At 69.3% G+C, this 12,070-nt stretch carries 10 protein-coding genes; 6 read left to right on the forward strand and 4 right to left on the reverse strand.

The window, feature by feature from the left end:
* Positions 1 to 411 precede the first annotated feature (411 nt).
* Positions 412 to 1,101 carry a translesion DNA synthesis-associated protein ImuA gene (gene imuA / locus A0W70_RS16155; RefSeq protein WP_070990134.1) on the reverse strand — a complete coding sequence of 230 codons (690 nt, stop codon included), beginning with the start codon at positions 1,099 to 1,101 and terminating at the stop codon, positions 412 to 414.
* 408 nt (positions 1,102 to 1,509) lie between these two features.
* Entirely contained in the window at positions 1,510 to 2,121 is a 612-nt protein-coding gene (gene lexA, locus A0W70_RS16160) for a transcriptional repressor LexA (protein ID WP_070990136.1), read from the reverse strand.
* 747 nt (positions 2,122 to 2,868) lie between these two features.
* On the opposite strand from lexA, the gene A0W70_RS16165 reads away from it, so the two are divergent.
* Positions 2,869 to 4,179 carry a citrate synthase gene (locus A0W70_RS16165; protein WP_070990138.1) on the forward strand — a complete coding sequence of 437 codons (1,311 nt, stop codon included), beginning with the start codon at positions 2,869 to 2,871 and terminating at the stop codon, positions 4,177 to 4,179.
* Positions 4,180 to 4,751: 572 nt separating this feature from the next.
* Here the strand turns inward: A0W70_RS16165 and A0W70_RS16170 are convergent.
* Both A0W70_RS16170 and A0W70_RS16175 read right to left on the reverse strand, forming a co-directional pair.
* Positions 4,752 to 5,375: a YceI family protein gene (locus A0W70_RS16170; RefSeq protein ID WP_070990140.1), complete on the reverse strand. Its 624-nt coding sequence runs from the start codon at positions 5,373 to 5,375 to the stop codon at positions 4,752 to 4,754.
* 492 nt (positions 5,376 to 5,867) lie between these two features.
* Complete coding sequence (locus A0W70_RS16175) at positions 5,868 to 6,629, reverse strand: CDP-alcohol phosphatidyltransferase family protein (RefSeq protein ID WP_139150919.1); 762 nt, start codon at positions 6,627 to 6,629, stop codon at positions 5,868 to 5,870.
* A gap of 324 nt (positions 6,630 to 6,953) precedes the next feature.
* On the opposite strand from A0W70_RS16175, the gene A0W70_RS16180 reads away from it, so the two are divergent.
* The 5 genes from A0W70_RS16180 to A0W70_RS16200 all read left to right on the forward strand — a co-directional run bounded on the left by A0W70_RS16180 (position 6,954) and on the right by A0W70_RS16200 (position 12,005).
* A complete protein-coding gene (locus A0W70_RS16180; protein ID WP_245675914.1) occupies positions 6,954 to 7,994 on the forward strand; it encodes a zinc-dependent alcohol dehydrogenase in 1,041 nt (346 codons plus the stop codon).
* On the forward strand, positions 7,961 to 8,371 hold the full coding sequence (locus tag A0W70_RS16185; protein WP_070990142.1) for a 6-pyruvoyl trahydropterin synthase family protein: 411 nt from the start codon (positions 7,961 to 7,963) through the stop codon (positions 8,369 to 8,371). Before A0W70_RS16180 ends, A0W70_RS16185 begins: the two co-directional genes overlap by 34 nt.
* Positions 8,371 to 9,420: a glycosyltransferase family 4 protein gene (locus A0W70_RS16190; protein WP_070990144.1), complete on the forward strand. Its 1,050-nt coding sequence runs from the start codon at positions 8,371 to 8,373 to the stop codon at positions 9,418 to 9,420. Before A0W70_RS16185 ends, A0W70_RS16190 begins: the two co-directional genes overlap by 1 nt.
* Positions 9,421 to 9,751: 331 nt before the next feature.
* Positions 9,752 to 10,582 carry a class I SAM-dependent methyltransferase gene (locus A0W70_RS16195; RefSeq protein WP_070990146.1) on the forward strand — a complete coding sequence of 277 codons (831 nt, stop codon included), beginning with the start codon at positions 9,752 to 9,754 and terminating at the stop codon, positions 10,580 to 10,582.
* A gap of 499 nt (positions 10,583 to 11,081) precedes the next feature.
* On the forward strand, positions 11,082 to 12,005 hold the full coding sequence (locus A0W70_RS16200) for a lysylphosphatidylglycerol synthase transmembrane domain-containing protein (RefSeq protein WP_070990148.1): 924 nt from the start codon (positions 11,082 to 11,084) through the stop codon (positions 12,003 to 12,005).
* Positions 12,006 to 12,070: the final 65 nt, after the last annotated feature.

Genomic DNA, 12,070 nt, shown 5'->3' on the forward strand with positions numbered 1-12,070 from the left:
GTCCATTTCCGGCCACGTGGTCCGTAGGCGCGTTTTCGCCGCAGGCGAACGCGCGCGGTCAGGCGTCGGATCGGGATCCTGCGCTTCGGGCGCGCCGCGCGCATTCGACCGGTGCGATAGCCCGGTCGAAGACGCGCCTACGGCTGCGTGGCGACTGGCCCCAGACGTAGGCCGGCTTTGCCCGGCACATTCCGGAGAACGATCCACCACCACGGCGGTCGGTGCGCCGGGCAATGTCGGCATCAGATGCGAGAAGCCGAACGCGACGCGGCAGGAGCCAGCCGGCATAGCACCTCGGCGATCCGCCCGAACGCCGGCTGTTGCCTTCGGCAAAAGCCGGCCTACGGTCCCTACCGGACGCCTCCACGTAGGCCGGCTTGCGACCGAAGGGAGCCAGCCGGCATCAGCCCCTTAACCGGTACCGACGGTAACCATGCCACTGGCGGTGCGGCCCGGGGCGAACAGCTCCGAGGCGGAGAGGTTCAGGGCGTCGCCCGGCCAGGCACCGCGGTGCTTGAGCGGCGTCAGCGCGAGCCCGCCGCGATGGGCGGCGAGCGACAACCGCAGCGCGGCATGCGAGACGGTCGAACGGGCCTCCGGTTCGCGGAACAGGAAGCCGAGGCTGCCGCCCGACTCGGCCGCCAGCTGCAGACGCCGCGAGTGCTTCGCGTCGAGCGCGCCGGGCCAGCCGAGCACGGCGGCGCAGGTGCCCGAACCGAGGGCCTGCTCCAGCGCCCACAGGCGCTCATCGGCGTTGCGCGGATGGACCACCAGCGTGTGCGTGAGATCCATGCCGCAGGCATACAGCCCGGCGGCATGCGGCACGTGCGGCGGATCGATCCAGGCGACCCAGCGCGCCCCGCGCGACAGCCGCGCCAGTGCGGGCATCAGCAGCCGCAGCTCGCCGATCCCGGCGCGCTCGGGCAGCAGCTCGGTGAGCGCGCCGCGCGGCCAGCCGCCGCTCGGCAGCGCGGCATCCAGGCGCTCGAAGCCGGTGGATTCCCCGGTGTCATGCGCCGAAGCGCCGCGGCCCTGCCAGATATCCGGCCGCGTCAGCAGACGCTGCAGGGCGGGATCGAGATTCGATTGGCTTTGTTCCATGGCGGAACTCCACTGTCTGCCGCCGATCCCCGGGGTTCCGAAAGAGCCGGAGCGCGGCATCGAACAAAAGCATGGCCTCCATTGCCACGCATTGATGAGTCCCGGCATCGCCGGTTGTCACGTAACCCGGATGGCAATCCGGGGAAATCCATGCCGGCTGTTGCCTTCGGCAAACGCCGGCCTACAGTCCTTCCTGGTCCGCGCGCCCCACGTAGGCCGGCTTGCGACCGAGGGAGCCAACCGGCGGACGGGGCTGCGAACCGGGATCGGGGCCTCGGCTCCGTGCCTTGGATGCGCGCGTTCGCCTTCGGCGAAAACGCGCCTACGAACCTTCGCCCTCAGCCCTCGGCCCTCAGCCCTTGGCCCTTGGCCCTTGGCCCTTGGCCCTTGGCCCTTGGCCCTTGGCCCTCACCCACTCTCCGGCGTCGTCCGCACGACGCCTACGGCCAGGCCTTCCAGCACCAGCTCGCGCTCGCGCAGGTCGACGCGGATGGGTTCGTAATCGGGGTTCTCCGCGATCAGCTCCACCCGATGCCCCTCGCGCTTCAGGCGCTTGACCGTGACTTCGTCGTCGACGCGGGCGACGACGATCTGGCCGTTGGCCGCCTCGGCCGCCTGGTGGACGGCGAGCAGGTCGCCGTCGAGGATGCCGACGTCCTTCATGCTGTCGCCGCGCACGCGCAGGAGGTAATCGGCGTGCGGGTGGAACATCGCCGGATCGACGCGGTAGCGGCCCTCGAGATTCTCGGCGGCCAGCAGCGGCGCGCCGGCGGCGACCCGGCCGACCAGCGGCAGGCCGCCCTCGGCGCCTTCCGCCAGACGGATGCCGCGGGAAGAACCGCGCGTGAGTTCGATCGCGCCCTTGCGCGCCAGCGCCCGCAGATGACTCTCGGCGGCGTTGGCGGAGCGGAACCCCAGTTCCCGGGCGATCTCGGCGCGCGTCGGCGGCGCGCCGCGTGTCTCGATCCGATCACGGATCAGGTCCAGGATTTCCTGCTGGCGAGGGGTCAGGTCGTTCATAGCTGTATTTCCGTACAGTGATGGGTGGGATTATATACAGTTGTGGCGTGGAGGCAATACCCGCGGGGTGAGGTGGCAGGGACAAGGGCGAAGGGCGAAGGGCCAAGGGCCAAGGGCCAAGGGCCAAGGGCCAAGGAATGTAGGCCGGCTTTTGCCGAAGGCAACAGCCGGGATGCATTTGCGCAACGCCGTGGTTCGTCCGCCGGCTGGCTCCCTTCGGTCGCAAGCCGGCTACCCGCTATGCGCAAAAACTTGGCCCTCGCCCCTCGCCCCTCGCCCCTTGGTCCTTGGTCCTTGGTCCTTGGTCCTTGGTCCTTGGTCCTTGGTCCTTGGCCCTTGGCCCTTCGCCCTTGGCCCTTCGCCCTTGGCCCTTCGCCCTTGGCCCTTCGCCCTTGGCCCTTGGCCCTTGGCCCTTCGCCCTTGGCCCTTCGCCCTTGGCCCTTGGCCCTTGGCCCTTGGCCCTTGGCCCTTGGCCCTTGGCCCTTGGCCCTTCGCCCTTGGCCCTTGGCCCTTGGCCCTTCGCCCTTGGCCCTTGGCCCTTGGCCCTTCGCCCCTGGCCCTCGCCCCTTGGCCCTCATCCGGCGGTTACTCCGCGGGCGGATGATGGTGATAGGATGGCTCGCGCCATTGGGTGGCAGCCCTGCGCTGCGGCGCGGCCGTACCACCCCCGCCGGACGTACACGCCGTGCGTTGCGGACCCATGACCGCCACCGCGCGGCTTCCGATTTCGCGTCAAAGGAGACCCTCATGGCGAACGATGCAAAAGAGTCGGCCACGCTGACACGTGCCGATGGCACCAGCGCCGAACTCCCGGTCTACAAGGGAACCTACGGCACCCCGTGCATCGATGTCCGGAGCCTGCCCGGCAGCGCCGGCGCCTTCACCTACGACCCGGGCTACGCCACCACCGCCAGCTGCAGCAGTTCGATCACCTATATCGACGGCGAGAACGGCATCCTCATGTATCGGGGTTACCCGATCGAACAGCTCGCCGAGAACTCGACCTATCTCGAGGTGTGCTACCTGCTGCTCTACGGCGAACTGCCGAACCAGAAACAGATGGACTGGTTCGACAACTCGATCAAGCACCACAGCATGGTGCACGAGGCCATGCGCCGGTTCTACGAGGGCTTCCGCCATGACGCCCACCCGATGGCGATCATGGAGACGACGACGGCCGCGCTGTCGGCGTTCTATCACGACAAGATCGACATCACCGACCCGGAACACCGCGAGATCTGCGCGCACCGGCTGATCGCCAAGATGCCGTCGATGGCCAGTTATGCGTATAAGCATTCCATTGGCCAGCCGTTCCAGTACCCGATCAATGACCTCGGCTTCGTCGAGAACTTCCTGCGCATGATGTTCGCCGTACCGGCCGAGTCCTACACGGCCAATCCGGTGTTCGTGCGCGCGCTCGAACTCATCATGATCCTGCACGCGGATCACGAGCAGAACGCCTCGACCTCGACGGTACGGCTGGTATCGAGCTCGGGCGCCAACCCGTTCGCGTCGGTCGCCGCCGGCATCGGTTCGCTCTGGGGCCCGGCGCACGGCGGTGCCAACGAGTCCGTGATCAACATGCTCGACGAGATCACGAACTCCGACGCGACCGTCGATGACTTCATGAAACGGGCCAAGGACAAGAACGATCCGTTCAAGCTCGTCGGCTTCGGGCACCGCGTCTACAAGAACTACGATCCGCGCGCGAAGATCATCCGCGGCGCCTGCCACGACCTGCTCAACGAACTCGATGCGGACAACGACAACCGTCCGCTGTTCGAGACGGCGATGGAGGTCGAGCGGATCGCGCTGGAAGACGAGTACTTCGTCGAACGCAAGCTCTATCCGAACGTCGATTTCTATTCGGGCATCATCCTGCGGGCGATGGGCATTCCGCTGAACATGTTCACGGTGATCTTCGCGATGGCCCGCACGGTGGGCTGGATCGCGCACTGGAACGAGATGATGGAAGACCCGGAACTGCGCATCGGCCGCCCGCGCCAGCTCTATACCGGACCCGAGAAGCGCGATTACAACGATATCGGCAAGCGTTGAGGCGACAGGGCTGATGAGGGCTGAGGGCTGAGGGCTGAGGGCTGAGGGCTGAGGGCTGAGGGCTGAGGGCTGAGGGCTGAGGGCTGAGGGCTGAGGGCTGAGGGCTGAGGTTATTGTGTAGGCCGGCCTTCCCCGGCGCCCGTCACATCTCTGGCTTGCACCGGCATCTGCCGCCGGGGAATGCCGGCATTGCGCGGTGACATGTCCGCGGCCGGTATCCACCGCCGCGGACCGCGCAAGGCCGGCCTACGTTGGCGGGTGAAGAGCAGTCGTAGGCGCGTTTCCGACGAAGGAGGACGCGCGCATCCCGGGCACGGCATGTGATCGAGCCCGGGGCTCCGATCCCGGTTCGCGGGCAAGCCCGCTCCTACCAGGGCGTAGGCCGGCGCTCGCTGGCATCGAGATGCCTAGCCGGATATTGGGACGTTGTCCGCCGGCTGGCTCCCTCCGGTCGCAAGCCGGCCTACGTGCCGTGCGGGAAACGGGTCGCGTAGGCCGGCTTTTGCCGAAGGCAACAGCCGGCATCGGCGGTTGATTCGGCCATCACGACATGCCGACGACGGCCGGTCGGATCAATCGTCTTCCTGCCGCCGCGCCTCAAGCTCGAAACGCAGGTCCACGGCATCGCCGACGATGTCGTCCTCAACGCCGTAGGTCATGCCCCATTCGCTGCGCTGGATCGTGGTCTTGGCGGAGATGCCAATCACGTACGGCGGGTCGTTGAACAGGCTGCCGCCGAATGGATACTCGCCCATGCGATTGATACGGACATCGAGCGTGACCGGGCGCGTCTCGCCGAGCAGCGTAAGCTCGCCACGGAGTTCGCCCCGATCCTCGCCTTGTGGCTCGTAACCGGTCGCCACGAAACGGATCTCGGGGTGCGCGTCCGCGTCGAGGAAATCGCCGTCACGGACATGTTTGTCACGCTCCTTGTGCGCGGTGAATACGCTGTCCGCCTGCACCGTTACCTCGCCGGATTCGAGTTCGCGTGTTTCCGGGTCGTAGACGAACTGCCCTTCGGCCTCCTGGAACAGCCCCATCACCTCGGCGAAGCCGGCATGCTCGACACCGAACGAGATCGAGAAATGCTCGGGATCGATCACCCAGGTGCGTGGCGCCGCGGAAACCGCCAACGGCAACAGCGACAAGGCGATCAGCGCCGCCCTTGCCATCCGGAACCCTCTCACATCATGCATGGCCATTCTCCTGTCGTATCAGGGAGTCGCTCGTCTTTTCGGGAGGTCTGCAGGTCGGGTCTGCGCCCGATACTTACGGGGTCCTGATATGTCGGGCTGAAGAGCCCGACCAACGGAATCCCCGAACAGACCCCAAGGCATCCAGAGAACCCCTGATCAGAGGGAATCCTGTAGGTCGGGCTTATACAGCCCGACACTCGTAAGCCCCCTGATCTGTCGGGCTGGAAGCCCGACCTACACCATCCCTTAACGAGTTGCCCGGTAGAATCTTCGTCACGGCGACTCCGATCGACGAACCGCTGAAGCCTGGCGAAAGCCGTAGGTCGGGCTTCAGCCCGACAGATCAATGCCTCGCGACGATCCAACCGAATACCTGGCGGCGGAACGCCTCAACATCTAACCTTCCGCGGCATCCGGAATCGGTAGCCCCCTTCGTGGTTCCCTGAAAGCCCTCATGAATCAAGCATAGACGTTCATGCCGGCGGCCTTCACTCACGCCTTCGCGAAAGACCCTTCGCGCAGCAACGCGCGCACATCCACCGCGAACGAGCCGTACAGCAGCAGCGCGGCGATCGCGCAGGCGAGCGTCGGGAGCGGCGGGCCCACCCAGGGGAACAGCGAGCCCGCGAGGGTCGCGACCTGGACCACGCAGATCACCCGTCGCCGCTGACTCGGCGGCAACGGCCGGCGCAGCGCCGGCAGCCAGCGCGCGGCCGCGAGGAAGGCGTAGCGCGGCGCGCCCAGCAGCAGGATCCACAGCCCGGCGCGGTCGTACGCGAACACGAGGATCGCCAGCACGAGCGCGAGCGCCGCATCGAGTTCCATGTCGAAGCGTGCGCCGAAGTCGCTGGCCGTGCCCGTTCGGCGGGCGACGGCGCCGTCGACGCCATCGAGCAACAGGGCGATCAGGGCGAGCGCGAACGGCCACGCCGTGCCAACCTCCGCAGCGCCGGTCAGGACCACTGCGGCGAACGCGACCAGCAGGGCCAACAGGCCGCCGCGCAGCAGCGTCACCCGGTTCGCCGGGCCGAACACCCCGGTCGCCATCGACCGCCACCAGGCCACCCGGACCCAAGCCGAGAGCAGAACCATCGCGCCCCCGGCCGCGACGATGAACACGGCCGGTGGCGCCACCACCGACGCCAGCAATGCCGCGGCCACCAGCGTCAGCCCCGTGGCCACGACGAGTTCCGCCGTCACCGGTATGGCGACCGGTGATCCGATCCCGTTGGCACCGTCGTTATTCATCTTCATACAACGTGATTCGTCCACGCCCCGTAATCGGAGCCACCCACATGACCGTAGGCGCGTTTTCGCCGCAAGGCGAACGCGCGCGCATCGATGCCCGCAGCGGACAATCCGATCAACCCGCGCACCACATCGTTCGCGCTCCGGCCCTGCACGATGCCGTACGTTGTCGGTGCCCGAGCGTTGTGCGATGTATCCGTTGCCGTGCAACCGATGCGCGCGTTCGCCTTCGGCGAAAACGCGCCTACGGACGCCCACCAATCCGAACCGGGACAGCGCCCCGCACGCGCGCTATCCTGCCGTATCGCCGTTGATGCCCGGGAGACGATGTTGGCGGATTCGCATGCGCGGGCGTTCTGGACGCTGGCGCCGGGGCGCGGTGCCATCGAGGACGAGACGCTGCCGGCGCCCGGTCCCGACGAGGTAGTCGTCGAGAGCCTCTATTCGGGCATCAGCCGGGGCAGCGAGGCGCTCGTGTTCAACGGTCAGGTGCCGCCCAGCCAGTACGACGTCATGCGCGCGCCCTTCCAGGCGGGCGACTTCCCCGGTCCGGTCAAGTACGGCTACGCCAGCGTCGGGCGCATCACGGCAGGCCCCGAGGCGCGCATCGGCGAGACGGTGTTCTGCCTGCATCCGCACCAGGACCGCTTCATCGTCCCGGCCGCGGCCGCCCTCCCCGTGCCCGCCGAAGTACCGGCCGCGCGCGCCGTGCTCGCGGCCAACATGGAGACGGCCGTCAACGCCACCTGGGACGCGCCGCCGCGCACGGGCGACCGCATCGCCGTCTTCGGCGGCGGCGTCGTCGGCTGCCTGATCGCATACCTCGCGGCGCGCACCGCCGGCACGGCGGTCATGCTCGTGGATCCCGACCCTGATCGCGCCGGCCTTGTGGAACAACTCGGCGCGAGCTGGCAGACGCCCGGCAACCTTGAGCGCACCGACCACGACCTCATCTTCGAGGCCAGCGGCACGGCCGCGGGCCTGCGCGAGGCACTGGGCATCGCCGGCCAGGAGGCCACCATCGCCGTCGTCTCCTGGTTCGGCGACCGGGATGTATCGCTGCCCCTGGGCGAGGCCTTCCACTCGCGACGGCTGACCCTGCGCTCCACCCAAGTCGGCCAGGTCGCGCCCGAGCGCGCCGCCCGCTGGCCGCACGCGCGGCGGCTGGCACTCGCGCTGGAACTGCTCGCCGATCCGGCCCTCGACGCCCTGATCAGCGGCGAATCCGATTTCGACGATCTGCCCGCAACCCTCACCCGCCTGGCGGACGAACCGTCGGGCGTGCTCTGCCAGCGGGTCCGCTACCCCGCGGCCGAGCCCTACGAACTGGAGCATGCATGTACAGCGTCAACGTACGTGACCATTTCATGATCGCGCACAGCTTCCGCGGCGAGACCTTCGGTCCCGCCCAGGCGCGCCACGGCGCGACCTACGTCGTCGATGCCACCTTCTTCCGCTCGCACCTGGACGACGACGGCGTCGTCGTCGACATCGCCCGCGCCGGCGAGACGCTCAAGGCGATCCTCGCCGAGTTCAACCTGCGCGACCTGGACGAGGAGCCCGCCTTCGTCGGCCAGAACACCACCACCGAGTTCCTGGCCGGCGCGATCCACGAGCGCCTCGCCGCGCGCATCGTCGCCGGCGACCTCGGGCCGGGGGGGCCGTCACTGGAGCACCTGCGCGTGACGCTGCACGAGTCCCACATCGCCTGGGCCGCCTACGAGGCGGCGCTGCCGGGGGCCCGCTGATGGCCGGCATCCGCCTGCTCGCCCCGGATCCGCTGGATCAGCGCACCGGCGGCTACCGCTACGACCGTTACATGGTCGAGGCCCTGCGCGCGACCGGTCATTCCGCGCGTATCGAGGGGCTCACCGGCCACTTCCCGGACGTCGATGCCGCCGCGGTCGATGCGCTGCATACCGCCCTCGCCGCGGAGATCGAGGGGCCGGTCGTCGTCGACGGCCTCGCCTCCGCCGCGCTCGCGTACATCGACCTCGCGCACCTCCCCGGCCCGCCGCCGCTGCTGCTGGTCCACCATCCCTTCGCCGACGATCCCGACCTCGAACCCGCGCTGCGCGAGTGGCTGGCGCGCGCCGAGCGCACCGCGTTCGCCCGCTGCAGCGGTCTGATCGCCACCAGCCAGTACACCGCCCGCCGGCTGGTCGAACTCGGCGCCGCCGAGGAGCGGATCCGCGTGGTCGAGCCCGGCACCGAGGCAGCGGCCGCCGCGCGCGGCAGCGACGGCCCCGGCGTGCGCCTGTTCGCGCTCGGCGCCGTCGTGCCGCGCAAGGGGCATGACGTCCTGATCGAGGCGCTCGGCCGGCTCGGTAAGCGCCAATGGCAATGCCGCATCGCCGGCAGCCGCAGCCGCATGCCGGAGTGGTCCCGCGGGCTGGACGCGCGCGCCAGCGAGCTCGGCATCGCCCGCCATATCGAATGGCTCGGCGAGGTCGATGAGGCCGGGCTCGAGGCCGCCTGGCAGGATGTCGACGCGCTCGTCCTCGCCTCGCATTACGAGGGCTACGGCATGGTCGTGGCCGAGGCGCTTGTGCGTGGCCTGCCCGTGGTCACCACCACCGGCGGAGCGCTCGGCGAGACCCTGCCCGAAGGCTGCGGCTGGTCGGTCCCGCCCGGCGACGCCGACGCCCTGGCCCGTGCCCTGGCCGAACTCATCGACCGCCCCGGCCGCCGCGCCGGCCGCGCCCGCGCCGCCCGCCAGGCCGGCGCAAAACTGCCGGACTGGAAGACGCAGGCGAAGCGGTTCGGGACGATGGTGGAAGAGCTGGAACCGAAATGAACGGGCGAGCGAACCTCACGGACTCCGTATCACGGAGACGTCGCCGATTCGCCCTGCGGCAGGGAACGCCGGCTGTTGCCTTCGGCAAAAGCCGGCCTACGTGTTTGTAGGAGCGGGCTTGCCCGCGAACCGGGGTCGGGGACTCGGCGCCCGATCACGGGCCGTGCCCCTGGATGCGCGCGTCCTCCTTCGTCGGAAGCGCGCCTACGGCGAGGCTTCACCTTCGGCATTGCAGGTCGAGGTTGACGAAGGAAACCCGACCGGCCGAGGCCGGATTGCCTGCGTCCCGATACCCATCGCCCCGCACGCTCACCCGGAGACGTAACGGAACATGCCCGAATCCTTCGACGCCCACTGGCTGCGCCTGCGCGCAGACGCGGATGCCGCGGCGCGCGCCGATGGACCGTATCGGGCGCTCGCCGCGTGGGCCGGTGACATTACACCGCCGCTGCGCTGCATCGATCTCGGCTGCGGGCTCGGCGCCAACGCGGCCTGGCTGGCACCACGGCTGCCCGGCCCCCAGCACTGGCGGCTGGTCGATCACGATCCATCCCTGCTGGCGGAAGCCGGCCGTCGATCGCTGGCCGACGCCAGCGGTGAGCCCGCCGCAACGGGAACCCTGCGCGCCGACCTCACCGACGATCTGTCCTCGCTCACACGCGGTGTCGAACTCGTGACCGCCGCCGCCCTGCTCGACCTGGTGGCGGCCGACTGGATCGACGGCCTCGTCACGGCCTGCCGGGCCAACGGCGCCGCCGCCCTGTTCGCGCTGACCTACGACGGCCACTTCGCTTCAGAGACACCGAACGACCCCGACGAACGCCGCGTCCGCGCCGCCTTCAACCACGACCAGCGCCGCGACAAAGGCTTCGGCCCCGCCCTCGGCCCGGAAGCCACCCGCTACGCCGCCCGCGCCTTCCGCGCCGCCGGCTACCGCATCCACCTCGGCCGCAGCCCCTGGCGCCTCGGCCCGGAATCCGCCGACCTCCAACGCGCCCTGATCGACGGCAAAGCAGAGGCCGCCCGAAAAACCGCACCGGACGACCGCACCACCATCGAGCGCTGGGCCCACCGCCGGCACCAGGCCATCCAGGACGGCACGGCCCGCCTCCACGTCGGCCACCTCGATCTGTTTGCCAAACCGCCCGAGCCCCGTCGATGAAATCCGCGGTTTCCGCCCCTTACACCACGCGGGCAGACGTAGGCCGGCTTGCGACCGAAGGGAGCCAGCCGGCAGACCACGCCCGAACCTCGGAACGGGCACCCCGATGGCACAAAACGCCGGCTATTGCCTCCGGCAAAAACCGGCCTACATCCGTCTCTTCCGCCGAGCCCCACGTAGGCCGGCTTGCGACCGAAGGGAGTCAGCCGGCAGACCACGCCCAAACATCGAAACCGGCATCCCGACGCCAACAAAAGACGGCTGTTGCCTTCGGCAAGAACCGGCCTACGCGCGTCTCTTCCGCCAAGCCCCACGTAGGCCGGCTTGCGACCGAAGGGAGCCAGCCGGCGGACCACGCCCGAATCTCGAAACCGGAATCCCGACGCCAGGAAAAGCCGGCTGTTGCCTTCGGCAAAAGCCGGCCTACGCCCGCCGCGTCCGCTGAGCCCCACGAAGGCCGGCTTGCGGCCGAAGGAAGCCAGCCGGCGGACCGCACCCGATGACACGCCGCACCACTACCGCACTCCGGATCACGGTCAGCCTCGGCCTGCTCACCCTGCTCCTGACCCAGGTCAACGCCGGCGCCGTCGCCGCACGCCTGGCGGCGCTGGATGTACGCTGGCTGCTGCCGATATTCGCGCTGACCGTACTGCAGGTGATCGCCTCGGCCTGGCGCTGGCGCTTCACTGCGGCACGCCTCGGGCTACCATTACCACTCGGCACCGCCATCCGCGAATACTACCTGGCCACCTTCGCCAACCAGGTCCTGCCCGGCGGTGTCCTCGGTGACGTCGGCCGCGCCGGCCGGCATGCCATGGCCTCGGGCGAACCCGGTCCGGCGGCGCGGGCGGTGGTGCTGGAGCGGGCCTCGGGGCAGGTGGCGGCGGCGGTCATTACGGTCGCTGCGCTCGCGGTGGGGGCGCCGGCGCTGCCGTCGGATGCGACCACCGTCGCGCTGATCGCGGGTGGAGTGATCGCGACGCTCGCGGCGATGGCGTTCCTGCGCGTGCGCCGCCAGCCGGCCGGCATGCTGGCGGTTTTCTGGCGCGACACGGTACGGGCGTTGCTCAGCCGTGACGCATGGCTGCCCCAACTCGCGGGATCACTCGCCATCGCCGCCAGCTATGTCGGCGTCTACGCTCTCGCCGGCATCGCGCTCGACACCCCGGACCTGACGACCTGGCTGCCGCTTGTACCGCTGGTTCTGCTGGCGATGGTCATCCCGATCTCCGTCGCCGGCTGGGGCGTCCGCGAGGGCGTCGCCGCCGCCACCTGGACCGCCGCCGGCCTCAACCCCGCCGACGGCACCGCCCTGGCCATCGCCTATGGCGCCCTCGTGCTCGTCGCCAGCCTGCCGGGGCTTGTGTTCCTCCTGTTCCCCGCGACAGGTGGAGCGGCCCGTTCATCCGGGCCATCGCGATAACATCCGGCGCAATCCCAACCGCGGCCCAAGCAATCCAAGCCATGCGCGCGTTCGCTTCGCGAAAA

This window comes from Halofilum ochraceum (assembly GCF_001614315.2).
GTDB lineage: Bacteria > Pseudomonadota > Gammaproteobacteria > XJ16 > Halofilaceae > Halofilum > Halofilum ochraceum.

Coding starts and splice junctions, on each gene's coding strand:
- A0W70_RS16190 (WP_070990144.1), top strand. CDS start 8,371: ATGGCCGGCATCCGCCTGCTCGCCCCGGATCCGCTGGATCAGCGCACC.
- A0W70_RS16195 (WP_070990146.1), top strand. CDS start 9,752: ATGCCCGAATCCTTCGACGCCCACTGGCTGCGCCTGCGCGCAGACGCG.
- A0W70_RS16165 (WP_070990138.1), top strand. CDS start 2,869: ATGGCGAACGATGCAAAAGAGTCGGCCACGCTGACACGTGCCGATGGC.
- A0W70_RS16170 (WP_070990140.1), bottom strand. CDS start 5,375: ATGCATGATGTGAGAGGGTTCCGGATGGCAAGGGCGGCGCTGATCGCC.
- A0W70_RS16200 (WP_070990148.1), top strand. CDS start 11,082: ATGACACGCCGCACCACTACCGCACTCCGGATCACGGTCAGCCTCGGC.
- lexA (WP_070990136.1), bottom strand. CDS start 2,121: ATGAACGACCTGACCCCTCGCCAGCAGGAAATCCTGGACCTGATCCGT.
- imuA (WP_070990134.1), bottom strand. CDS start 1,101: ATGGAACAAAGCCAATCGAATCTCGATCCCGCCCTGCAGCGTCTGCTG.
- A0W70_RS16175 (WP_139150919.1), bottom strand. CDS start 6,629: ATGAAGATGAATAACGACGGTGCCAACGGGATCGGATCACCGGTCGCC.
- A0W70_RS16185 (WP_070990142.1), top strand. CDS start 7,961: ATGTACAGCGTCAACGTACGTGACCATTTCATGATCGCGCACAGCTTC.